The sequence below is a fragment of the Stutzerimonas frequens genome (assembly GCF_024448335.1).
In the GTDB taxonomy this organism is placed as follows: Bacteria; Pseudomonadota; Gammaproteobacteria; order Pseudomonadales; family Pseudomonadaceae; genus Stutzerimonas; species Stutzerimonas frequens.
In genome coordinates this window covers 57,138-80,071 of sequence record NZ_JAMOHM010000016.1, presented here as the reverse complement: position 1 = coordinate 80,071, position 22,934 = coordinate 57,138, and the positions used below count along the sequence as shown (strand labels likewise).

Genomic DNA, 22,934 nt, shown 5'->3' with positions numbered 1-22,934 from the left:
GTCAGTGCCGTGTCGTGGCGTTGCGGGCCAGGCGGCGTTGCCAGTCACCGCCATCGTTGCGCTTGCAGGCTTCCTCGCTGTCGAAACGCACCGGTGCGATCAGGGCATCCATGTCGATACCCGCCTCAGCGAGCGCCGCCCGGGTGAGCACCTGCATACGTGCGCCCTGACCTTGACCAATCGCCATAGCGCGCTGCGCCTCCGTGGCGAATACCCAGGTGACCCTGCAGGCTCTCGGGGAAGCGCGCGTAATCGACCTCATGGGTGAGCCAGCTGAAGCCGACGATTTCCGCCTTGCCCGCTTCGCAGGCCTGGGTCAGGCAGCTGGAGAGTTGCCGTTCCATACGGGTCTGATCGCGTTTGCCGAGAAGCATCGTGACGTCCTGTATCAGGGTTGGCCCCGAGTCTGGGGGACAGAAAGGAGGAGTCTAACGCGAGCGCTCCATGCCGGATCGTCGGCAGCGCTTGTTGGCAGTACCGCTGATCGATACATCGCAGGCTGCGAAGCACGTTCCCGAAGGCAGGACCCTAGCCACTACAACTTGCGATAGCGGCGGCACTGCTGAACGACATATTTGCGCACATGCTGCACCTTCGCCCAACCCACCTCATCCATGCCAACCGTCTCCAGCTCGGCTTGCAACTCGGCGCTATTGGCAGCTGGCTCGAGCAGATCCAGCATTTGCCGCAGCTCCCGCAGTACGAACGGCGGCGCAAGGCCCATGTGGCGTGCCAGCTCTTCCCAATCGGCTCTGCGCAGCTGCTGCGGATGGAAGTTGCTGCCGACCGCGAAACCAAGATTGGGGCTGTATGGCAGCACCATCGTACATACCAGGTCATAGGCCGGCGCCAGTGACCAGCGCCCCTTGGCGTCTTGCAACAGCGAAATATTCTTGGCATGGCCATCGCTGTTGCCGGCCAGCACGTTGAATATCTGCCAGCGCAGCAGTTGACGCACCTGCAGCGCAGGCGTGGTCGTCACCGCGCGCAACAGCCCTGCGCAGGCCGCCAGCGTCGGACCGCCCTCTTCCTGGTACTTGAGCCGCCGCGGATAGCCAAGCGCCTGGCACATGTCCTCCTGGTGCACACGCTCGATCTGGTTATCCACTCGCTCACGATCGTAACGAGCCACGGCAAGATAGTGAGCCTTCCCTGCCTGACCTGCGTGCGAGTCGGGAACCAAAAGCCCAGCGATCCGAGCCAGACGGTTCATATAGAGCTCGTTGAAAACCAACGCCGGCTTTAGCGAGAACTTGATCAGATGCGAAGAAGCGGCGGCACCGCTCGGGAGGTAGAGCTGGCCGCCTTCGAGGATTACGGGAATCTTGTCCTGAGCGCCGGCAAGGGAAAGACGTGTCGCCTTGCCCGGCTGGAACAAGGCGTAGCGCTCTTTACCCTGTGCCCAGCGCGCCAGCTGATTGGGGTCGACCGGCTCCTGGCCAGATTCGATCAACGCATCGGCCCGCTCCGGGTCAACAATGCGCAACGCACCGGCACAATCACCACCTATGGCGGCCAACAGCGAAAAGTCGTCATCGGCGATCCCAAGCCGGTTCACCAGCAACTGCCGCGAAGCTTCTTCGGGAAGTAGATTGGCAAACCAGTTGTGTGCCGTGCCGAGCGTTGGCGCAAACATACCGGTTGCAAGCGGCAAGCTATTGGAAATTGCAAACCGCGCTGCTTCGCTATAGCGAAAACCCATGCTCCGGCCATCGTCACCCAGCCAAAGCTCACCGATACGGTCATCACCCCGGTAGACGCCGAGCAGTCCGCTCACAGGTCGCCCCCGTCACGTCTAGCCGCCAGCAGCTCGATGCCCAGCGTGTGGCACACGTTCAGCACCCGTCCGAACGAACAGCTCTCGCGGCCATTTTCCAGCTCGCTCAGAAAGCGCACGCTCACGCCACAGAGGCCGGCAGCGTCCACCAGACGCAGCCCCTGACCCTTGCGAGTGCGCTGGATCAGCTTGCCCAGCTCGGCCATCGAAACAAATGCAGTAGGTTCAGCCATTTTCCCGTTCCGTACAATTTGTCCTTCGGAAATAGCTCAGTTCCGATTTTTTCCCAATAGGGAAAATACTCTCTGCCGCTGGCCGGTGCACCGAATTTTTACCGATCGGGAAAAAAGATCTTCTGGTGCATCTCAAAGAACTACCACGTAGAACAAACGCTTACCCATCGATGACCAATATCGACCTACTTGATTTCGACCGCGCCCGCCGAGCGCGTAGCATGCCCTGCACACCCCGTTCCCGCTCGAGGAGATCGACATGCCCGACACCACTTACGTACCGCCCAAGGTCTGGACCCACGATGCCCCCTCCGGCGGCAAGTTCGCCAATATCAATGCGCCAACCGCCGGCGCGCGCGAGGAGAAGGCGCTGCCGGTGGGCAAGCACCCGCTGCAGCTGTATTCGCTGGCCACGCCCAACGGGGTGAAGGTGGGCATCATGCTCGAGGAGCTGCTCGCCCTCGGTCACAGCGGCGCCGAGTACGACGCCTGGCTGATCAAGATTGGCGAGGGCGACCAGTTCGGTAGCGGCTTCGTCGAGATCAACCCGAACTCGAAGATTCCCGCGCTGGTCGACCGCAGCGCCGCGGGCGGGCCGCTGCGGGTGTTCGAGTCCGGCTCGATCCTGGTCTACCTTGCCGAGAAATTCGGCGCCTTCCTGCCGACCGAGGTCCGCGCGCGCACCGAGACGCTGAACTGGCTGTTCTGGCAGATGGGTTCGGCGCCCTTCCTCGGTGGCGGTTTCGGCCATTTCTACGCCTACGCGCCGGAGAAGTACGAATACCCGATCAACCGCTACGCCATGGAGGTCAAACGCCAGCTCGACGTGCTCGATCGCCAGCTGGCGGAGCATCGCTACGTGGCCGGTGACGACTACAGCATCGCCGACATGGCGATCTGGCCCTGGTACGGCTGGCTGGTGCTGGGCGAGCTGTATGGCGCCGGCGAATTCCTCTCGGTGCACGAGTACCAGCACGTGCAGCGCTGGGCCAAGGAGGTTGCAGCGCGACCGGCGGTCATCCGCGGGCGCAAGGTCAACCGCAGCTGGGGCGATGAGTCCGAGCAGGCGCCCGAGCGCCACAGCGCCGCCGACCTCGACTGAACCGTCGACAACCCTGCGCAGGTGCGAACGGCAGCGCCTTTCCCGCCTGCGCCGGCGGCCGAGCCCACTGACCGCCGATCCCGCCTGCTGAACTCTCACGGCAGCTGCCTACCCAATCAGATATGAGCGCTGCCATCGATCAGCCGGGGCTCTCATGTCCTGATCCCTCTTCGTGTTCGCCATGCGCAGCGCTCCAACCCGGTTGTACAGCACAACGTGAGGTGAGCCATGAAACACACACTGGTAGCAGCGTTCGCCACGCTGACCGACGCCAATCGAACCCGCGGCGACCTGATGGCACGCGGCATCCCGCGTGAACAGATCCATGCGGTGGGCGCCGAGAGCGCCGACATCCACGCCTATGACGCGCCCTATAGCACCACGCCCGATACGCCGGTGGACCGCACCGAGCACGAATCGAAGGTCGCGCACTTCTTCAAATCGCTGTTCGGCCATGAGCCGCACGAGCAGCATCGCCATCATGCGACGGCTTATCCGGAGGCGGTGCGTCGCGGTGCTCTGGTGATCGCGGTGGACGTGGTCGACGAGGATCAGCTGGCCAAGGCACGTGATGCGCTGGAGTACAACGGCGCCATCGATATCGACGAACATGGCGCCACTGGCACAGCGGACGGTTACCCCGGCCCTACCAGCCCCTATGCCGGCGCAACCGGCGGTGACAGCCATCTGGACAAGCATTTCACCGGCCAGCAGATGCACCATGCTGGCGCCATGGCAGGTCGCCACGGGGAAAGCGAAACCCTGGGCGCGGGCAGCAGCACTTCGCGTACCACCGAGCAGGATACGGGCAGCCACGGCATTGGCAGTGCCGGCAAACGCGCCGGTACCGACTACCCGCCAACCACCGCGACCACGGCGCCGACCGGGGCCGGCAGCAGCGGCTACGGCGCCAGCGCCAGCACTCCAGAGGTAGCGCCCGGTGTCGGTACACGCGAGTCGGGGCTGTGCCGTGACCGCATCTGCGTGATCCAGCGGCCCAGCTGACGGCTTTCGCCTGGGAGGGTGAGAACAGGGCGAACCATGTTGTCACCCCTCCACGCCGCGTCCCGATCCGCCCGTAGGGTGGGCTTCAGCCCACCGCCACATGCGCATCCTCTCTGATGGGTTGAAGCCCACCCTACGCGTTCACACCTCAACGCCGGCGTTGGTTCTCGCCCAGCGCCTGGCGCAGCCCGCTTCGGCCCAGACTCAGCGCCAGGCAATCTTCGGCGGCGCCGAATGCGGCGTTGAGCAGCGAATGCGGCTGATAGGGTTTGCGCAGGCTCAGGCCGATCTTCGAGGCGAGCAGCGCCGCCGTCGCCCCCAGCAGTGCCGGCAGCACCACCGGCTCGCGCCGCACGCCGGCCAGCGCGGCAGCACTGACCCCACCCGATACCGCGCGAAACATCATCGACGGCACGATGGTGCGATCCGGGGCGAAGGGCATCTTGTCGCCGGCAATCTCCCCGGCTGCCAGTACCGGCAGGAAGGTCTGCGCCGAATCGGACGTCAGCAGCCGCGCCGCCTCGCCCGCACCGCGCAGATCATCCCGCTCGCTCAATGCGCGACTGACCAGCGTCGGCGCCAGCATGCTGCGCATGCCCGTCACCGCGCCGATCGCCAGAGCGGCCCATAACAGATTGCTTGATGTCGACATCGTCAGTTCTCCCGGTAGTTGCTAGTACCGACCGGCCTGACGCAAGGAGCGTTCGACGCAGTCCCGTGGCCATCGACGGATGGCACGCCAGCCGCCTCGGTGACTCCGCGCGTCAGACTTCGATGCGCAGCTTCCACCGCGCCAGACAACTGCACCGCACATCACCACTGGTTAAGCCCGTAGCCGACCACACCCAGACCAAAGCCCATCTGCGCCAGCAGCAGTGCGCGGATGGCGAAGGTGTAGCTGATCACCCGGCTCTGCCCCAGCGCATCGGCGGCGAACAGCCGGTAACTCTCGGGATAGTCGGCCTCCATCTCCTTGAGTGCGACGATGGTCAGCTCCAGCAGTTGCCGGCTGCGCGCGTCCACCAGCCAGAACACCTGCGCCAGCAAGACGGTGAAGGCGCCCAGCAGAACCAGCAGCCCCGGCGAGAAGCCCTGCTGCAGGGCCGCCAGCACACCGCCATCGGCAAAGATCGCCAGCACCACGAAGAAGTTGAAGCCCCGCAGGCGCTGCTCGGCATTGAGCTTGAAATGCGCCCAGACAAACTCTCGACCATCCATGCGATCACCCTCTGCTAAACCAGGCGGCGGCAACTAGCATTCGACAAGACCGCCGCCCCGGTCGCTACCGTTGGTGGGCTGAAGCCCACCCTACAGCGCATCGACCACCGCACCCGTAGGGTGGGCTTCAGCCCACCGCTTTACCCGGTCGTCCGAGCGGTAACGGCCGGTCAGGCCGGATCGACCAGGTCCTGCCATTCTTGGTGGGGCTCGATGTAGCGGGCAATGAACTCGCATTGCGGCACCACGCGCTTGTCGCGCCGCCGCGCATCGTCCAGCGCACCCTCGGCCAGCACGCTTCCCAGCCCCTGCCCGGACAGGCTGGGGTCGACCTCGGTATGGGTGAAGATCATCCGCTCGCCCTGCTCGCTATACGCAGCGAAGCCGAGTGGCTGGCCCTCCACCAGCAGTTCATAGCGCTGCTGCGCGGCATCGTGGCGGACGCTGGCTTGTCTGTCGGTCATGGCAGATTCCCTCTCGGTTCTTTGGCTGTGGCTAGAGGTACGAGTGGACGCGGTGTGGGAGGGTTCAGATGGAGCGACGACGAAGCGCCCTGCGCCGACTTGCCCAAGATCTGCCGCAGGTAGGCTCGGGCCGGGTATGAAACTCAATCACCGCTGGTTTGAAGCTCGGCATGGCCGCCCGACAAGGCGATCGCCTGGTTATTGCTGAATGGTCGGAGATCCAGCGCATCCCCATGCTCTTTCAGCACCTGCTCGACAGCCTCGGCAAACGGCTCGTTTCGGTAATGCGGCAGCGGGTAGAAATCGACCAACCCCAAGGCGGCATAGGACCCGAGATCAGGCGCGGCAGAAACATCGTCCAGCGCCGTTATGTATTCGATGCTGGGGGCGAGTATCGCGGAGCCGGCGGATTCGCCGATGTAGCACTTCCCGGCTCTGACGTGTTCGGCGATCAGCAGGTCCGCGCCTGTGCGCTTGAGCTCCTGCAGCAGAAAGAAGGTGTTGCCGCCGGACACATAGATGTAATCGCCGCGTTCGAGCTTGCTGACGATCTCGTCCCGACTTGCGCTGGAAACGTCCAGCTCATCAATAACCAGGCCCGCTTTGACGAGTGCGTCCTTGGCCGCGAGCAGGTATGAATTGACCTCCTCAACAAGACTTGCCGTAGGAATCAACGTAACCGTCTTACCGCTGCAGTCGCCCTTGGTGAAGCTGACAAACAAGTCCACGACTTCAGCAAAGGAGGATGTCAGGAAAATGTTCATATGCACCTCTGCGCTCGACTGGATTCAGGCTCGCCCAACCGCCCCTGGTTATTGAGAACACGGCGGGCTAGCTCAGCGCTGCTGCGCCGCGCCTTCCAACAGGCCGGCAAGCAGAGTGAACGAAAAACCCCTGGCTTGCCCGTTTCCTATCAATCCACCCCGACAAAACCACCGGTCTGGTGCTGCCACAGCCGCGCATAGAGCCCGCCGCGGGCGATCAGCTCGGCGTGGGTGCCGGCCTCGATCACCTGGCCCTTGTCGATCACCACCAGCCGATCCATGCGCGCAATGGTCGACAGCCGGTGCGCGATGGCGATCACCGTCTTGCCTTCCATCAGGGCATCCAGGCTCTCCTGAATCGCCGCCTCGACCTCCGAATCCAGCGCCGAGGTGGCTTCGTCGAGCACCAGGATCGGCGCGTCCTTGAGCAGCACCCGGGCGATGGCGATGCGCTGCCGTTGCCCGCCGGAGAGCTTCACGCCGCGCTCGCCCACCATCGCCTCGAAGCCCTTGCCGCCCTGGCTGTCGTCCAGGGTCTTGATGAACGCATCCGCGCGGGCCTTGCGTGCCGCGGCCCAGAGTTCTTCTTCAGTGGCGTCGGGCTTGCCGTAGCGCAGGTTGTCGCGGATCGAACGGTGCAGCAGCGAGGTGTCCTGGGTGACCACACCGATGTTGGCGCGCAGGCTCTCCTGGCTGACCTCGGCGACGTTCTGCCCATCGATAAGGATGCGCCCGCTCTCCAGGTCATAGAGGCGCAGCAGCAGGTTGACCAGCGTCGACTTGCCCGCACCCGACGGCCCGACCAGGCCGATCTTCTCGCCCGGACGAATATCAATGGAGAGCCCGCTGATCACCCCGCCCTGCTTGCCGTAGTGGAAATGCACATCCTCGAAGCGCACGCCGCCCTGCTCCACCTGCAGCGGCCTGGCGTCCTCGGGGTCGAGCACATCGCGCGGCCGGACGATGCTCTTCATGCCGTCCTGCACGGTGCCGACGTTCTCGAAGATGCCGTTGACCACCCACATGATCCACTCGGCCATGTTGTTGATGCGGATCACCAGGCCCAGCGCCAGGGCGATGGCGCCTGTGGTGATCAGCGCCTCGCTCCACAGCCACAGTGCCAGCGCGCCGGTGCCGACGATCAGCAGGCCGTTCATGCAGGTGATGAGGAAATCCAGGCTGGTGATGACGCGCGACTGCAGGCGGAACTTGCCAAGCAGCTCCTGCATCGCCTCGCGGGCGTAGCTCTCCTCCTCCCGCGAATGGGCGAACAGCTTGAGCGTGGCGACGTTGCTGTAGCCGTCCACCACCCGCCCCATCACCTTCGAACGCGCCGCGGAAGCGGCCGCCGAACGCGCGCGAATACGCGGCACGAAGTACCAGAGCGCGGCGCTGTAGCCGACGATCCACAAGGCCAGCGGCACGATCAGGCGCAGGTCGGCGGCGGCGAACAGGTACAGCGCACTGCCGGCGTAGACCACCACATGCCACAGCGCATCGATCACCTGCATGGCCGAATCGCGCAGCGACGGCCCGGTCTGCATCACCCGCTGGGCAATGCGCCCGGCGAAGTCATTCTGGAAGAAGTTCAGGCTCTGCTTGAGCACGTAGCGGTGGTTCTGCCAGCGGATCAGGTTGGTCAGCCCCGGGTTGATCGCCTGATGCGTCAGCAGGTTGTGCAGGCCGAACACCAGCGGCCGGATGACCAGCGCCACCGCCGCCATCCACAGCAACTCGCTGCGGTGCTCGGCAAAGAAGGTCCGCGCGTCATCGGTAGCCTGGGCCATATCGATCAACTGGCCGAGAAAGCTGAACAACGCCACCTCGATCAGCGCCGCGAAAAAGCCGACCACCAGCACGGCGGTCATCAATGGCCAGACCTGCTTCAGATAATGCGCATAGAAGCGCAGCATCCCGGCCGGCGGCGCAACGTCCGGGCTGGGCTTGAAGACGTCGATCAGATTTTCGAAACGGCGGAACAACATGGGGAGGTCTGCTTTGTGGCGAGGTGGGCAAACGTCGTTCGCAAATACGACCGCGCGGGCGCGGCATCCCGGTTGGACGCCCCAAGCCCCGGAGCGTTTCGCCAACCACATAACCGGCCCGTCGATTCGCATCGGTGGACAAGCGCAGCGTTGTCCACCCTACGCCACTCGGCCTCCTCTGCCGACACCGCGCATGCGTAGGGTGGAAAACGGCGAAGCCTTTTCCACGCGTCACGTCCGGACCACCTCGCTGCCTGCTCCGAGCGCAGCACCGCAGGGTAGGCTTCAGCCCACCACCCGCCATAACCGAACCGCCCCGGTGGACTAAGGCCCACCCTACTCGGCTACCCCTTCGGAACCGATTCCGGCCGCAGATAGGGCAGCATATGCGCCACGTAGTCCGCCTTGCCCAGCTCGATCCCTTCCTTACGCAGGATCGAATACGCGGTCATCACGTGGAAATAGAACTGCGCCAGCGTCCAGTCACGGGCGTACTGGTCCGCAGTCAGGTCGAAGATCATCCCATTCGCCAGCTCGTGGGCGATTGGCTTGTCCGCGTCCATATCCAGCGCATCGGCGGCGAGGCCGTCGAGCAACGCCACCGTTTCATCGATCCGGGCATAGGCATCAGCCAGCGTGCCCGGCCGCTCACCCGCCTGCCGCCCCTCGTCCATCAGCTCGTTGATCACAGCCGGAAAGGCCTCGCCTCTCAGCCGGCACACCGCCTCCCGCGCCTGCACGCAGGCAAAGCGAACCTGCGTCGACAACGGAAACATATCCGGCGCCAGCCGCGCGGATAACAACGCCTGCGCCTCTGCTTCCGGTAGCTGGGCCTGCGCCTTCTTCAGCCAGCCGGAGAGGGTTTTGAGCATTTGCGTGTAGGTTGGGACGAGGAGGGTGGTTAGCTGCATGGATGCTTACCTTGAGCGATTGAAGGCTACGCCGGAGAAAGTGGCAGCGTGTTACGAGCCTAGCAACCTGCGGATAAATAAATCTGTCCCCTTTTTCGTTGAATATTCGACTCGGCGTTATTCCAAAAGGACCGCGCTAACAATGGATCGCTTTTTGCCAATTGAAATCTGTAGTAGAGCCCCATACCCACCATGAACAGAGGCGCGACCAATGATGAATAGATAATTAGTCGCGCGATGCGACCCACATGTAGAACGCAACTGCGAGTACTCCGAAGCACATTTCCGGGACAACAGTAAGAGCTGCCATTATGAGCCAAACATGCACAGTTTCCGCAGCAGCAGGACTCATTGGCAGCGCATAAAGTAACGAACTTACCGTTTCGCTACTAGCGACTGCTTTGCCCACAAAATCCAAAATAGGAATCAGGCATAAAGTCGTGTGACTTAGTTAGAATCCAGCCAGCTATCAATCCTGTCAGAGCAGCAAGTACAGACTTCAATTGATTTCCTTCACATAACGTTTTGTTAAGGGGCCGCCTTTAGCCGGCCCCGAGTGAGCGAAGCGAAGGTCTTGAACCAGTTTTTATTCACTTTTTTATTCTTGCCATGCCCAGATTGCCACAACGTTTCCGGTGTAGCCAGGCTCTATGTTGCTAAATGTCACACCCTCGCAAGTGAAATATTCTTTTTTGATTTCTTTTAGCGTCTTGCTGAAGTATTCGAGAGCTTGGGAAACAAATGAGGCTGGAGAGTAGTGTTGCCCTGCACCAGAACCCATTGTGGGATTACCTGTAGCGGTGCCGTACTCGCTTTGAATTACACTCCATAGATTTGGAAATTTTGCTTCAACGGCAAGACAAATTTGATATGCGGAAATAAACCGTGCATCTGCATCTTGTAGTATCTGAATAAGCTCTTTCTTGGCATCAATAAATTTCATGGGTCACCTGAAGTGGTTTGGTTTGGGTTCATAACGTTGAATTCAGCGACCCGCTTTAGCGGGTCCGCTGGAATGAATTGTTAGCGCTGCCTGATTGTCACCAAAGACAGATATAGGCAGAAAGTCCACATGCTCTGCTTTTATAAGGAGAGAAATATCTAGGTTGTCGAAAATCTCAAATTCTTCTGCATATCGAATAAAGTTCCTGCCTCGATGGCTTGTGCAGTTATATAGTAGGACTACTAATTCAAAGTCAGACAATTGTGCTCTAGCAATACTTCCATATTGCTTTTTGTCAGTGAATTCATGCTCTGAAATATAACGAAAGACGTTGTATAGGCTGCGAAAGTAATGACCTAGGTCGCTCTGCGACTTCATCCAGAGTGATTCATACGCAGCATTTGAAAGTGATCGTTCATCATTATTTAGGTTGGTTTTTAATTCATCCTGATAGTTGCGCTGAATTCGTTTTACAAAGACCTTAAAGCAATCGCGCCCTTTTGTTTCTTGCTGCCCGCCTTCTCTCTGTCTTTGTAGGTCAATTCCAGCGACGATGTCTTGTTGAAGCCTTAGCATATGAAAAAATGTCGTTTCGAGATGCTGAGCTTTTATTTCCTCTCTGGTCAGGCGAAGCTCCTTCTTCGTCAGGCCAAGATCTTCCCTTTGATAAAAAATAGTGATTAGAAGGCCAGCAAATGCCAGACCTGAAAACAGGGCTGTAAGTGCGCCAAAACTATCGCCAAATACACCCGATTTTGCGACAGATATTTCCTCGATTGGCCAGATATTCCAGAGCAACGCGCCGGCATAGATCCCAAATATTGCCAAGACGGAGCCAATAACTTTGTAATCGCGTGATGTCATGTGTATCTCATGTGGGGGCTAACGTTTGGTTGAAGGGCGGGCTTTAGCCCGTCCCAGTGAGCGAAGCGAATGTGGAAAAAGGGGACAGATTTATTATTTAACAGGACGGAATTCTGCGAATAATAAATCGCCATCTTTTTCTCTAGCTTTTCTTATCGGAAAGACGCCGCTCGCCGGGCCTATCGAACTGGCATTGCAAGCGAACAGGGGAAAAGCGCGCCATCTGTACCTTCCTTGGTAGCGGACCGGTGCAGACCGTAGCGTCGCAGCGGAACCGTGATCGAGTGCGCAGTTGCTGCGCGTGCTGGCACATTAGCCACTGCTTCCGTATGGGTAAAGCAGACGATGGATTAATCCCCGGTTTTCACGCTTCCGCCTGACGCGCGGTGACTCGCGACGTATGCACTTTCCGCCCATCTACCCTGTCCACCCCTGCATGGTTCAGTTGCGGAGGTGATCGTGGAAGGCATGTTTTTCAGTAGCGCAACGACGTTGATACGCACGCTGGTGGTGGGCGTGCTGGCCTATGTCAGCCTGGTGTTGCTGTTGCGTCTGTCGGGGCGGCGGACATTGTCGAAGATGAATGCGTTCGATCTGGTGGTGACGGTGGCGCTGGGTTCGACGTTCGCGACGATTCTGCTCAATCGCAATGTGTCGCTGGCCGAGGGGGTGCTGGCGTTCGCGCTGTTGATCGGGCTGCAGTACGTGGTCACCTGGTCCAGCGTGCGGGTGGCATGGGTGCGGCGGACGGTGACGGGCGAGCCGGCGCTGCTGTTCTTTCGCGGGCGTTTTCTCGGCGATGCCATGCGCGTGGCGCGGGTGACCGAGGACGAGGTGCGGGCTGCCGCGCGCAGTCAGGGGCTGGCCGCGCTGGATGGCATCGAGGCGGTGGTGCTGGAAACCGATGGCAGTTTCAGCGTGATCACCGATGGCGCCGGCGACAGCCGTTCCACACTGGACGGGGTGAATGTGCCGGGGCCGAATGAAAAGGGCGTTTGAGGCCGTGGCCCCTTTCGCCAGCGGCTGATCGACGGGCCCGCCGCCGGGGGCCCGCGCCGGCCCGGTTGCCGCCACACGGCGCTGTCGCCAGACTCGTTGTTCCCGCCCTTCGATGCGATTCCCACCCATGAAAACCAACCTCGACGAAATGCTCGCCTTTGTCAGCGTGGTCGACAGTGGCTCGATCAGCGCTGCGGCCGAGCAGCTGGAACAGACCGCCTCGGGCGTAAGCCGGGCGTTGAGTCGGCTGGAGGACAAGCTGACGGTGACGTTGTTGCGCCGCACCACGCGGCGCCTCGAGCTGACCGAGGAAGGCGAGGCGTTCCTGGCGCAGGCGCGGCGGATTCTGGCCAGCGTCGAGGAAGCCGAGGAGCAGATGGCGCTGCGGCGGCAGGCGCCGGCCGGGCGCTTGCGGGTCAATACCGCGTCGCCGTTCATGCTGCATGTGATCGTCCCGCTGATCGGCGATTTCCGCGCGCGCTATCCGCTGATCGAGCTGGAGCTGCACAGCGACGACCGCATCGTCGATTTGCTGGAGCGGCGCATCGATCTGGCCATCCGCATCGGCCCGCTGCCCGATTCCAGCCTGCATGCACGGCCGCTGTGCCATACCACGCGCCGGGTGCTGGCGAGCCCGGCCTATCTGGCGCGGCATGGCACGCCGCAACAGGTCGAGGACCTGGCGGAGCACAGCCTGATCGGCTTTACCGAGCCGGATCGCCTCAACGACTGGCCGCTGCGCCACGCGCTGGGCGAGAGCTGGCGAATCAACCCGGCGCTACGCGCCTCCAGCGGCGACACGGTGCGCGAGCTGGCGCTGGCCGGCGAAGGGATCGCCAGCCTGTCGGACTTCATGACTGGCCGGGACCGCCAGCGCGGCGAGCTGGTGGAGGTGCTGGCGGCACAGCGGGTCGACGTGCGCCAGCCGATCAACGCGGTGTACTACCGCAACACCGCGCTGGCTTCGCGCATCACCTGTTTTCTGGATTATCTGAGTGAGCGCCTGGGAGCCGGCGCCCCGCACGACTGAGCATGGGTCGCGCGTCCGGGTATCCAGGCGGTGGCGCCGGTCGAACGCCAGGAAGTGAAACGGCCCTGTCCATCGGTCATCGCTGGCAGGGCCGTTTCCCAGGTGCGTCAGTAGCGCCGACTATTGCCCCAGCAGGCCGGCGTTCTGTACGGAGCCGAAGGCAAAGCCGAGGAACTCCGGCACGCTCATTTCGCGACCGTTGAAGGTCACCTTGTCATTGGCGTAGTGCAGCGAACTGACCAGCCGCTCGCCCTCCAGACGCGACCAGCCGGTGTTCAGCGCCATGCCGCTGAACAGCTCGGTGGCGGCCTCGGTTTCCTGCTGCAGTGCCGCCTGGTCGAGCTGGCCGTCACGCGCGTTGTTCTGCACGACCAGCCCGGCGATGTCGCGCACCAGGTTCCTGTCGATGCCGGCGTCGGCCTTGAGCGAGGCGAGCATGCTGGTGATCATCGCGTCCGGGGTGAAGGCTTCTGCGCTCGGCGATTGCAGGTCGAGCACAACCGACAGGCGGGCCGCGCCGTGGGCAGTTTCGAAGCCGAACTCGTCGAGGGCCAGGGTGGGCTTGTGCTCGAGCAGTTGCAGGGCACGGGCCTGCAGTTCCTGCTGCTGGGCGCTGGTCATGCCGGCGAAGGATTCCTGCGGGGTGGCGCTCTGGTCGAGGATGTCCTTGTAGCTCGCCACCAGGGCCTTGAGGCTGCTTTCCTCGAGGTTGCGCAGGCTGAAGACGAGGGCGAGGTTGCGGAAGGTCTGGCCTTTGGCGCTGACCTCGCCGATGCGGTACCCGATGGTCTGGTCGAGGCCACGGCTGCCGCGGCTCAGTGCCTCCTCGACGGAGGCCTGCTGGATGACCACGGCGGGTTCGTCGCCGGCCTTGATTTCCATGCGCTGCAGGGTGATAGCGGACGGCCCGAAGCCGAAACCGGCGTCGTAATCCTGCTTGTCGGCGCTCAGGCCGATGCCGCGCAAGCTCACCTGTACCGGCTGGCCACTGTCGCTGTGCTGCAGGTCGATATCGATTTCCGCCAGCTCGCCGTCCATGCGTACGTCGCTGCCGTCCCTGTTCGCCTCGAAGTTGAGGCTGGCGGGGGCGATGCGCACGCTGCCGTCCTCGTCTTCGATATTCAGCGCGGCCGTGCGCAGATCGCCGGCCTGGCCGCCGTCGTAGCCGATGGTCACCTCGCCCACCAGCGGCACTTCGCCGGAGGCGGCGTCGAACAGCTTCTGCGTCAGCGGCGTGCGTTCGAGTTCGAAGTGGCTCTGCGCGGCGACCGGTATCAGCTGGCCGCGGCTCAGGCGCGAGACGGGAAAGGGGCCGTGTTCGAGGCGATCATTCAGCAGCAGGGCGTAGTGCTCGGCGTTGCCTTCGTCATCCGCTACATCGATGTCGATCTGGTAGCGCGCGGTGCTGGACAGCAGGCCGCGTTCGAAGCTGAGTAGGCTGAGGCTGACATCGGCACCGGCGCCGACGCCCATTTCGCGCAACTTGAGGTTGGCCTGGTCGACGGCATCGCGGGCGGTCGATTCGACCTGGGTGCTGGTGTAGAAAGTGGCGGCCCCGAAAAGGGCCAGGGGTACGGCTACGGCGAGCGCTAGCTTTTTCATGGAAGCATCCTGTGCGGCGGCTGGGCAGACGTCCTGTCAGCCGGTGGTTGGCAAGCGGCGGCACTCTAGCAGCGCGCCTCGACAGGCTCCAGCGCACCAGGCATCCAGATGAAAAGGCTGAGAACGTCGCAGCAGATTCGGGCGGGACGACGCGTGCCGCGTCCTCGCCGCCCTGCCGGCGCCGCTATCGGTCGCCACCCGATTTCGGCATCGGAATGGCCACGCTGCTTTCGATGCCGCCGGCTTCGGCGTTGCCTTCCTTGTAGAAGGGTTCGATCTCGTCCCGGGCGCGCTGCCAGTGGTCGGCTTCCTGGCCTTCGGGGCGGCCCTCGGCTTGCCATATTTCATAGGCGCGCTGGCGGATGCGTTCGTCGACGTTCATGGCTGAAATCTCCGGGTAACGGGCCGGCGAATTGCCGGCCGTTAAGCAGAAAAAAGGCCGGCCCGCTACAGGTTCCGGCGGGGCGACGAGCGCGCTTGGCCGGGACGCAGCAGCGCGGGACCTGCCGATCAGGGAACCGCCACCGTCGCTGCGGTCTTAGCTCTGGATAAACGACGCCGACTGGCGTTTCATTCGCTCTTCGCCGCGCCCGGATCGGCCGGCGCATCGCCTTCTTCACAAAGGACCGCCCCATGAGCATCGCCCCCAACGCCGGACGCCTGCCCGACCCGCACACCCTGACTCATCTGCCGCGCCTGGTGGCGCGCTACTACAGCGACCGACCGGACCCGTCCGACCCGGCGCAGCAGGTGGCGTTCGGCACCTCCGGGCATCGCGGTTCCTCGCTCAAGGGCAGCTTCAACGAGTGGCACATCCTCGCCACCACCCAGGCGATCTGCGATTACCGCCGCCAGGAAGGCATCGACGGCCCGCTGTTCATGGGCATGGACACCCATGCGCTGTCCGAGCCGGCGTTCGTCTCGGCACTGGAAGTGCTGGCGGCCAACGGCATCGAGACGCGCATCGACGCCGGTTGCCCGGAAACCGGCGGCGAGCCGGGCTACACCCCGACCCCGGCGATCTCCAACGCGATCCTCAGCTACAACCGCGGCCGCACGAGCGGGCTGGCCGACGGCATCGTCATCACGCCGTCGCACAACCCGCCGGGCGACGGCGGCTTCAAGTACAACCCCACCAATGGCGGCCCGGCCGACACCGGCGTGACCAAGTGGATTCAGGAGCGCGCCAATGCGCTGCTGGTCGCCGGTCTCGATGGCGTCAAGCGCATGGATTACCGCCAGGCGCTCAAGGCCGCCACCACCCAGCGCTTCGATTTCATCGACGCCTATGTCGGCGGGCTCGAGCGGGTGATCGACCTCGACGCCATCCGCGGCTCGGGCCTGAAGTTCGCCGTCGACCCGCTGGGCGGCGCCGGTGTGCACTACTGGCCGCGCATCGCCGAGCGCTTCGGCCTGCCGCTGGAGGTGCTGTCCACGGTGGTCGACCCGACCTTCCGCTTCATGCGCCTGGACTGGGACGGCAAGATCCGCATGGACTGCAGCTCGCCGCACGCCATGGCCGGGCTGATCGAGAACAAGGACCGTTTCGACGTGGCCTTCGCCTGCGACACCGACCATGACCGCCACGGCATCGTCACCCGCTCCGGCGGGCTGATGAACCCCAACCATTACCTGGCGGTGGCCATCGAATACCTGTTCACCCATCGCCCGGGCTGGAGCGCCGAGGCCGGCATCGGCAAGACGCTGGTGTCTTCGTCGATGATCGACCGTGTTGCCGCCGGCATCGACCGCCGTCTGGTGGAGGTACCGGTGGGCTTCAAGTGGTTCGTCGACGGCCTGATGGATGGCAGCCTGGGCTTCGGCGGCGAGGAGTCGGCCGGCGCTTCGTTCCTCGACAAGAGGGGCGGCGCCTGGTCCACCGACAAGGACGGGCTGATCCTCGGCCTGCTGGCGGCGGAGATCACCGCAGTCACCGGCAAGGACCCGAGCGAACGCTACCAGGCGCTGACCGACCGCTTCGGCGCGCCGGTGTACCAGCGCATCGACGCTGCGGCCAATCGTGAGCAGAAGGCACGCCTGGGCAAGCTGTCGGCATCGCAGGTCTCGGCGAAGGAGCTGGCCGGCCAGCCGATCACGCGCATCCTCACCGAGGCACCGGGCAACGGCGCAGCCATCGGCGGGCTGAAGGTGGAAACGGCGAACGGCTGGTTCGCCGCGCGGCCATCCGGCACCGAGGACGTGTACAAGATCTACGCCGAGAGCTTCGAGGGCGAAGCGCACCTGGCACGCATCCAGGCCGAGGCCAAGGCGCTGGTGGACTCGGTGCTGGCCGGCTGAGGCTCACGCCCCCACGCCGGGCTATCGCTGCTGGCGGTCGCTGATGCTGACCGCCAGCTGTGCAGCTTCGACTTCGTCGGTGAGGTAGCGGCTGTGGCCCTCGGCATCGGTCACCCGGTAGACCACCCGGATATCCGGCCCGCGCAGATGCTCGGGAATCTCGTCGCCCTGGAGCTTGCTCACGGTGACGCTCATGGCGGGGCTCCTTCATTTGGCATTGGCTGTCTGGAGTGTGACTGCGCCATCGCCAATCCGATCCTTGCCGTTCGCCGCACCGCGCCAGGGCTTTGCGCCCTGGCGCATCTCGCTAGGGCACCAGCACCGCAGCACCCTGGAAACGCCCGTTGCGCAGGTCATCCAGCGCCTGGTTGGCCTGCTCCAGCGGGTAGGCATGGGTTTCGGTATGGATGCCGACCTGGGCGGCCACCGGAAAGAACTCCAGGCCGTCCTGGCGGGTGAGATTGGCCACCGAGACCACCTCGCGCTCCTGCCAGAGGATGTCGTAGGGAAAGCTCGGGATATCGCTCATGTGGATGCCGGCGCAGACCACCCGGCCACCCTTGCGCAGCGCGCGCAAGGCGGCCGGCACCAGCTCGCCCGCCGGCGCATAGATGATCGCCGCATCCAGCGGCACCGGCGGCAGCTCGCCCGAATCACCAGCCCAGACCGCGCCCAGCGAACGGGCGAAGTCCTGCGCGGCCACATCGCCCGGGCGGCTGAAGGCATAGACATCGCGCCCCTGCCAGCGCGCCACCTGCATGACGATATGCGCCGCGGCACCGAAGCCGTACAACCCGAGACGCTTGCCGTCACCGGCCTTGACCAGCGAACGCCAGCCGATCAGCCCGGCGCAGAGCAGCGGTGCCAGCGCCACGGTGTCGCCCTCCTCGCCGAGGGCAAAGGCGAAGCGGGCATCGGCCACCACGTATTCGGCATAGCCGCCGGGCCGCGTGTAACCGGTGAACTGCGGCGCGTCGCAGAGGTTTTCCTCGGCGTGCTGGCAGTAGCTGCAGGTGCCGCAGGTGTGCCCCAGCCAGGGAATGCCGACCCGCTGGCCCGGCTCGAAGCCGGTCACGCCCTCGCCCAAGGCATCGACCAGACCGACGATCTCATGGCCGGGAATGATCGGCAGCGGCGCCTCCGGCAGTTCGCCGTCGACCACGTGCAGATCGGTGCGGCAGACGCCGCAGGCCAGCACCCGCACGCGAACCTCGCCAGACCCCGGTTGCGGCACGGGCAGCTCGCGCAGCTGCAAGGGTTGGCCAATCTGTTCCAGCAACATGGCACGCATCGACGTCTCTCCTTTCGTCTGCGTTCTGCTGATCGTAGGCCGATCGGCGGAAAAAGGCTCTAGATTCAGCGGCGATTCAAGGCGCTTCTGGTGGGCTGAAGCCCACCCTACGGTTCGGCGTGGTTCTGTAGGTTGCGGCAGGTGGCGCTCCGCGCTCCCACCGGTAACCCGAGCGTTCCCCGGCGCATTCGTACTCAGTCATGTGACGCAGGGCAAAAACTCATGCGGCCTCCCTGGAGCATGGTTGGCGTGGTATCCGATTCACCAGAGGCATGGAGGCCTCGATGCCCAACTACCGCAGAAGCACAGTCGCGGGCGGAACCTGGTTCTTCACCGTAACGCTCGCCGATCGCCGTTCCACCCTGCTCGTCGAGCAGATCGATCAGCTGCGCGCCGCCTATCGAGCGGCGCAGATTCGATTGCCATTTCATACCACCGCCATTTGCGTCCTCCCGGATCACCTGCACGCCGTCTGGACGCTACCCCACGGCGACAGCGACTACGCCCTCCGCTGGAGCCTGATCAAGAGCCAGTTCTCCCGTCGGCTACCAGGCGGCGCGCGCTGCTCCAGCCAACTGCGCAAGCGCGAGAAAGGCATCTGGCAAAGGCGCTACTGGGAGCATCAGATCCGCGATGGGACGGATCTGCAGCGGCATGTCGATTACCTGCATTACAACCCGGTCAAGCATGGCTGGTGCGCTCGCGCCGCGGACTGGCCGTACTCCAGCTTTCACCGCTTCGTTCAGCAGGGTCTGTTGCCGGCGCACTGGGGCGGCGACGCGGTTCGGCTGGACCTGCTCGCCGGCGAACGGAACTGACCGGTGATAGCTGGGCTTTGTAGGGTGGGCTTCAGCCCACCAGCGGTGCTCGGTACGGCAGAAAGCCTCTACACTCGAAACGTCTTGCCATTTCCGGAGTACGACCCGATGACGCTTTCGCCCTTCCATCTCGCCATTCCTGTTTACGATCTAGCCGCCGCCCGTGCCTTCTACGGCGAGGCGTTCGGCTGTGCCGAGGGCCGTAGCAGCGATCACTGGGTGGATTTCGATTTCTTCGGCCACCAGCTGGTGATCCACGAGGCGCCGAAGATGTCGCATCAGGAGGCGGCGCACAGCAACCCGGTGGATGGCCACGACGTGCCGGTACCGCACTTCGGCGTGGTACTCGGCTGGGAGCAATGGGAGGCGCTGGCCGATCGGCTGAAGGCGCGCGGCACGCGCTTCGTGATCGAGCCCTACGTGCGCTTCCAGGGCCAGGTCGGCGAACAGGCGACCATGTTCCTGCTCGACCCCTGCGGCAACGCCCTGGAGTTCAAGGCGTTCAAGGACATCGGCCAGCTGTTCGCCAAGTGAGCGGGATCAGCCGCGCTCGGCGAGGTGCTGGTCCTTGAGCTTGACGTAGTTGCCGGCGGTATAGCTGAAGAAGCTGCGCTCCTTGTCGGTCAGCGGGCGCGCCTGCTTCACCGGGCTGCCGACATAGAGGTAGCCCGACTCGAGCGTCTTGCCAGGCGGCACCAGGCTGCCGGCGCCGATGATCACCTCGTCCTCGACCACCACGCCGTCCATCACGATCGAGCCCATGCCCACCAGAATGCGGTTGCCCAGGGTGCAGCCGTGCAGCGTGACCTTGTGCCCGACCGTGACCTCGTCGCCGATGGTCAGCGGGAAGCCGTCCGGGTTGTACGGCCCGGCATGGGTGATGTGCAGCACGCTGCCGTCCTGGATGCTCGAGCGCGCACCGATGCGGATGCGGTGCATGTCGCCGCGGATCACCGTGAGCGGCCACACCGAGCTGTCGGCGCCGATTTCCACATCGCCGATGACCACGGCGGAGTCGTCGACGAACACGCGCTCGCCCAGTGTCGGAGTGCTGTTTTGGTAGCTGCGTATCGCCACGATAGAAACCTCTTTGGCTGCGGGAAGGGTCGATTGTAATTAAGATGGCCGGCATTGCCGCTGCGGACCCGGGCTGAGCAGCATGCCGCCCGCCGTGGTCAGAGTAACAACCGGCCGACCGGCGTTGAAAAAGCACGACAGCGCGTCCATCTAGGACATCTGCCTGCCACGTCCGGCCTCGCTCCAGCGAGCGGCCTGCAATCCTCTTCGTCACAAGGTGTCCCCGTGAGCGCGAACAATCCCCTGCTGCAACAATTCGACCTGCCGCCCTATTCCGAAATCCGCCCGGAGCACGTCGAGCCGGCCGTCGACACCATCCTCGGCGACAACCGCGTGGCGATCCAGGAGCTGCTCAGCCGCCCGGCCGAAAGCCTGGACTGGCAGACTCTGGTGGTCGGGCTGGACGAGCTGAACGACCGCCTCGCCCGTGCCTGGGGGCCGGTCGGCCACCTCAACTCCGTGTGCAACAGCCCGGAATTGCGCACCGCCTACGAGGCCTGCCTGCCCAAGCTGTCGGCCTACTACACGGAACTCGGGCAGAACCGCGCGCTGTTCGAGGCCTACCAGGCGCTGGCCACGAGCCCCGCGGCGGCCGGTTTCGAGGTGGCGCAGAAGACCATCCTCGAGCATTCGCTGCGCGACTTCCGCCTGTCCGGTATCGACCTGCCGCCGGTCGAGCAGCAGCGCTTCGGCGCCATCCAGATGAAGCTTGCCGAGCTGGGCAGCAAGTTCTCCAACCAGCTGCTGGACGCCACGCAGGCCTGGACCCGGCACATCACCGACGAGAGCCTGCTGGCAGGCATCACCGACTCGGCCAAGGCGCAGATGGCCGAGGCGGCCAAGGCCAAGGGCCTCGACGGCTGGCTGATCACCCTGGAATTCCCCAGCTACTACGCGGTTATGACCTACGCCGACAATCGCGACCTGCGGGAGGAGGTCTACACCGCCTACTGCACCCGCGCCTCGGACCAGGGCCCGAATGCCGGGCAGTTCGACAACGGCCCGGTGATGGCCGAGATCCTCGAGCTGCGTCACGAGCTGGCCGGCCTGCTGGGCTATCGCAACTTCGCGGAGCTGTCGCTGGCGACCAAGATGGCCGAATCCACCGAGCAGGTACTGAGCTTTCTGCGCGACCTGGCGGTGCGCAGCAAGCCGTTCGCCGAGCGCGACCTGGCCGAACTGCGCGCCTTCGCCGCCGAGCAGGGTCTGGACGACCTGCAGAGCTGGGACCTGGGCTACTACGCCGAGAAGCTGCGCCAGCAGCGCTACAGCCTGAACCAGGAAGAGCTGCGCGCCTACTTCCCGATCGACAAGGTGCTGTCCGGGCTGTTCGGCATCGTCCAGCGCCTGTATGGCATCCAGATCCATGAACTGGAGCAGTTCGACGGCTGGCACCCGGATGTGCGGCTGTTCGAGATCACCGAGAACGGCGAGCACGTCGGGCGCTTCTTCTTCGACCTCTACGCGCGGCCGAACAAGCGCGGCGGCGCCTGGATGGACGGCGCCCGCGACAAGCGCCGCACCGCAGACGGCACGCTGCAGACGCCGGTGGCCAACCTGGTCTGCAACTTCACCCCGCCGGTGGGCGAGCGCCCGGCGCTCTTGACCCATGACGAGGTCACCACGCTGTTCCACGAATTCGGCCACGGCCTGCACCACCTGCTGACCCAGGTCGAGCACGCCGGCGCGTCGGGCATCAACGGCGTGGCTTGGGATGCGGTGGAGCTGCCCAGCCAGTTCATGGAGAACTGGTGCTGGGACCCCGAAGGCCTGGCGCTGATCTCCGGTCACTACCAGACCGGCGAAGCCCTGCCACAGGACAAACTGGACATGATGCTGGCGGCGAAGAACTTCCAGTCCGGCATGATGATGGCGCGCCAGCTGGAGTTCTCCCTGTTCGACTTCGAACTGCACGCCACCCACGGCGACGGCCGCAGTGTGCTCGAGGTGCTCGAACATATCCGCGACGAGGTCTCGGTGATGCGCCCACCAGCGTACAACCGCTTCCCCAACAGCTTCGCGCACATCTTCTCCGGCGGTTACGCGGCCGGCTACTACAGCTACAAGTGGGCCGAGGTGTTGTCGTCCGACGCCTTCTCGCGCTTCGAGGAAGAAGGGGTGTTCAACGCCGAGACCGGCCGCGCCTTCCGCGAGGCCATCCTGGCGCGTGGCGGCTCCCAGGAGCCGATGGTACTGTTCGTCGATTTCCGAGGCCGCGAGCCGTCTATCGACGCCCTGCTGCGCCACCTCGGGCTGGTAGCGGAGGCCGCGGCATGAGCAACGAAGTATCCCGAGTCACCACCAAGCGCTTCATCGCCGGGGCCGTATGCCCGGCATGCAGCGGCACGGACTGCATCAAGATGTGGGATGTCGACGGTGTGCCGCACCGCGAATGCATCGACTGCGGCTACGCCGACACCCTCAACGCCCAGGGCCAGTCGGTACCCATGGAGCTGGGCACGCGAGTGAACAAGGTCCAGTCCAAGCCGGCCAACCCGCAGGTGCAGTCGGTGCAGTTTTTTCCTAATCCGAAGTTGAAGAAGCCGGAGTAAG

At 63.9% G+C, this 22,934-nt stretch carries 24 protein-coding genes and 1 pseudogene; 9 read left to right on the top strand and 16 right to left on the bottom strand.

Annotated features, from left to right (window positions below):
- Position 1: 1 nt before the first annotated feature.
- The 3 genes and pseudogenes from NAO55_RS18465 to NAO55_RS18455 form a co-directional block, all read right to left on the bottom strand.
- Positions 2 to 374: pseudogene (locus NAO55_RS18465) on the bottom strand (hypothetical protein).
- A 161-nt stretch (positions 375 to 535) separates the two neighbouring features.
- Positions 536 to 1,777 carry a type II toxin-antitoxin system HipA family toxin gene (locus NAO55_RS18460; protein ID WP_102839061.1) on the bottom strand — a complete coding sequence of 414 codons (1,242 nt, stop codon included), beginning with the start codon at positions 1,775 to 1,777 and terminating at the stop codon, positions 536 to 538.
- Positions 1,774 to 2,010, bottom strand: coding sequence for a helix-turn-helix domain-containing protein (locus tag NAO55_RS18455; protein ID WP_224109194.1), 237 nt, complete (start codon positions 2,008 to 2,010; stop codon positions 1,774 to 1,776). Before NAO55_RS18455 ends, NAO55_RS18460 begins: the two co-directional genes overlap by 4 nt.
- Before the next feature lie 259 nt (positions 2,011 to 2,269).
- On the opposite strand from NAO55_RS18455, the gene yghU reads away from it, so the two are divergent.
- On the top strand, positions 2,270 to 3,112 hold the full coding sequence (yghU, locus tag NAO55_RS18450; RefSeq protein WP_102839062.1) for a glutathione-dependent disulfide-bond oxidoreductase: 843 nt from the start codon (positions 2,270 to 2,272) through the stop codon (positions 3,110 to 3,112).
- A gap of 228 nt (positions 3,113 to 3,340) precedes the next feature.
- Positions 3,341 to 4,117: a hypothetical protein gene (locus NAO55_RS18445; protein ID WP_102839063.1), complete on the top strand. Its 777-nt coding sequence runs from the start codon at positions 3,341 to 3,343 to the stop codon at positions 4,115 to 4,117.
- 148 nt (positions 4,118 to 4,265) lie between these two features.
- Here NAO55_RS18445 and NAO55_RS18440 read toward each other — a convergent pair whose 3' ends face one another.
- The 8 genes from NAO55_RS18440 to NAO55_RS18405 all read right to left on the bottom strand — a co-directional run bounded on the left by NAO55_RS18440 (position 4,266) and on the right by NAO55_RS18405 (position 11,266).
- Positions 4,266 to 4,769, bottom strand: a complete 504-nt coding sequence (locus tag NAO55_RS18440) for a DUF4126 family protein (protein ID WP_102839064.1) — start codon at positions 4,767 to 4,769, stop codon at positions 4,266 to 4,268.
- Positions 4,770 to 4,930: 161 nt separating this feature from the next.
- Positions 4,931 to 5,335 carry a hypothetical protein gene (locus tag NAO55_RS18435; RefSeq protein WP_102839065.1) on the bottom strand — a complete coding sequence of 135 codons (405 nt, stop codon included), beginning with the start codon at positions 5,333 to 5,335 and terminating at the stop codon, positions 4,931 to 4,933.
- Positions 5,336 to 5,505: 170 nt separating this feature from the next.
- Positions 5,506 to 5,799 carry a GNAT family N-acetyltransferase gene (locus NAO55_RS18430; RefSeq protein WP_102839066.1) on the bottom strand — a complete coding sequence of 98 codons (294 nt, stop codon included), beginning with the start codon at positions 5,797 to 5,799 and terminating at the stop codon, positions 5,506 to 5,508.
- Positions 5,800 to 5,942: 143 nt separating this feature from the next.
- Complete coding sequence (locus NAO55_RS18425; RefSeq protein WP_102839067.1) at positions 5,943 to 6,563, bottom strand: Type 1 glutamine amidotransferase-like domain-containing protein; 621 nt, start codon at positions 6,561 to 6,563, stop codon at positions 5,943 to 5,945.
- Positions 6,564 to 6,712: 149 nt separating this feature from the next.
- Positions 6,713 to 8,548, bottom strand: a complete 1,836-nt coding sequence (locus NAO55_RS18420; protein ID WP_102839068.1) for an ABC transporter ATP-binding protein — start codon at positions 8,546 to 8,548, stop codon at positions 6,713 to 6,715.
- A gap of 344 nt (positions 8,549 to 8,892) precedes the next feature.
- Positions 8,893 to 9,459: a DUF1993 domain-containing protein gene (locus NAO55_RS18415; RefSeq protein WP_102839069.1), complete on the bottom strand. Its 567-nt coding sequence runs from the start codon at positions 9,457 to 9,459 to the stop codon at positions 8,893 to 8,895.
- Positions 9,460 to 10,057: 598 nt separating this feature from the next.
- Entirely contained in the window at positions 10,058 to 10,402 is a 345-nt protein-coding gene (locus NAO55_RS18410; protein ID WP_146030717.1) for a hypothetical protein, read from the bottom strand.
- A 42-nt stretch (positions 10,403 to 10,444) separates the two neighbouring features.
- Positions 10,445 to 11,266 (bottom strand): putative phage abortive infection protein, encoded by an 822-nt coding sequence (locus NAO55_RS18405; protein ID WP_102839070.1) that lies wholly within the window; start codon positions 11,264 to 11,266, stop codon positions 10,445 to 10,447.
- Positions 11,267 to 11,725: 459 nt separating this feature from the next.
- Here NAO55_RS18405 and NAO55_RS18400 point away from each other — a divergent pair, with 459 nt between their 5' ends.
- Together NAO55_RS18400 and NAO55_RS18395 are read left to right on the top strand one after the other, a co-directional pair.
- On the top strand, positions 11,726 to 12,265 hold the full coding sequence (locus NAO55_RS18400; RefSeq protein WP_102839071.1) for a DUF421 domain-containing protein: 540 nt from the start codon (positions 11,726 to 11,728) through the stop codon (positions 12,263 to 12,265).
- A 127-nt stretch (positions 12,266 to 12,392) separates the two neighbouring features.
- Positions 12,393 to 13,295 carry a LysR substrate-binding domain-containing protein gene (locus tag NAO55_RS18395; protein WP_014598114.1) on the top strand — a complete coding sequence of 301 codons (903 nt, stop codon included), beginning with the start codon at positions 12,393 to 12,395 and terminating at the stop codon, positions 13,293 to 13,295.
- 120 nt (positions 13,296 to 13,415) lie between these two features.
- Here NAO55_RS18395 and NAO55_RS18390 read toward each other — a convergent pair whose 3' ends face one another.
- Positions 13,416 to 14,897, bottom strand: coding sequence for a YdgA family protein (locus tag NAO55_RS18390; protein WP_102839072.1), 1,482 nt, complete (start codon positions 14,895 to 14,897; stop codon positions 13,416 to 13,418).
- Between the two features lie 184 nt (positions 14,898 to 15,081).
- The gene (locus NAO55_RS18385) at positions 15,082 to 15,279 is read right to left on the bottom strand and encodes a DUF2934 domain-containing protein (RefSeq protein WP_102839073.1); all 198 of its coding nucleotides are present in this window, start codon (positions 15,277 to 15,279) and stop codon (positions 15,082 to 15,084) included.
- A gap of 251 nt (positions 15,280 to 15,530) precedes the next feature.
- On the opposite strand from NAO55_RS18385, the gene pgm reads away from it, so the two are divergent.
- Complete coding sequence (gene pgm / locus NAO55_RS18380) at positions 15,531 to 17,195, top strand: phosphoglucomutase (alpha-D-glucose-1,6-bisphosphate-dependent) (RefSeq protein ID WP_102839074.1); 1,665 nt, start codon at positions 15,531 to 15,533, stop codon at positions 17,193 to 17,195.
- Positions 17,196 to 17,216: 21 nt separating this feature from the next.
- Here the strand turns inward: pgm and NAO55_RS18375 are convergent, their stop codons facing one another.
- Positions 17,217 to 17,390: a hypothetical protein gene (locus tag NAO55_RS18375; protein ID WP_013984493.1), complete on the bottom strand. Its 174-nt coding sequence runs from the start codon at positions 17,388 to 17,390 to the stop codon at positions 17,217 to 17,219.
- 112 nt (positions 17,391 to 17,502) lie between these two features.
- Complete coding sequence (locus NAO55_RS18370) at positions 17,503 to 18,486, bottom strand: zinc-dependent alcohol dehydrogenase family protein (protein WP_102839075.1); 984 nt, start codon at positions 18,484 to 18,486, stop codon at positions 17,503 to 17,505.
- A 284-nt stretch (positions 18,487 to 18,770) separates the two neighbouring features.
- Between NAO55_RS18370 and NAO55_RS18365 the strand changes: the two genes are divergently transcribed.
- Both NAO55_RS18365 and NAO55_RS18360 read left to right on the top strand, forming a co-directional pair.
- Positions 18,771 to 19,304, top strand: a complete 534-nt coding sequence (locus tag NAO55_RS18365) for an REP-associated tyrosine transposase (RefSeq protein ID WP_102839666.1) — start codon at positions 18,771 to 18,773, stop codon at positions 19,302 to 19,304.
- Positions 19,305 to 19,412: 108 nt separating this feature from the next.
- Complete coding sequence (locus NAO55_RS18360) at positions 19,413 to 19,838, top strand: VOC family protein (RefSeq protein WP_102839076.1); 426 nt, start codon at positions 19,413 to 19,415, stop codon at positions 19,836 to 19,838.
- A gap of 6 nt (positions 19,839 to 19,844) precedes the next feature.
- On the opposite strand, the gene NAO55_RS18355 is transcribed toward NAO55_RS18360, so the two are convergent.
- Positions 19,845 to 20,381, bottom strand: a complete 537-nt coding sequence (locus NAO55_RS18355) for a gamma carbonic anhydrase family protein (RefSeq protein ID WP_013984495.1) — start codon at positions 20,379 to 20,381, stop codon at positions 19,845 to 19,847.
- Positions 20,382 to 20,606: 225 nt separating this feature from the next.
- On the opposite strand from NAO55_RS18355, the gene prlC reads away from it, so the two are divergent.
- Together prlC and NAO55_RS18345 are read left to right on the top strand one after the other, a co-directional pair.
- The gene (gene prlC / locus NAO55_RS18350) at positions 20,607 to 22,658 is read left to right on the top strand and encodes an oligopeptidase A (protein ID WP_102839077.1); all 2,052 of its coding nucleotides are present in this window, start codon (positions 20,607 to 20,609) and stop codon (positions 22,656 to 22,658) included.
- Positions 22,655 to 22,933 (top strand): YheV family putative zinc ribbon protein, encoded by a 279-nt coding sequence (locus NAO55_RS18345; RefSeq protein ID WP_095460327.1) that lies wholly within the window; start codon positions 22,655 to 22,657, stop codon positions 22,931 to 22,933. The genes prlC and NAO55_RS18345 overlap by 4 nt, the downstream gene beginning before the upstream one ends.
- Position 22,934: the final 1 nt, after the last annotated feature.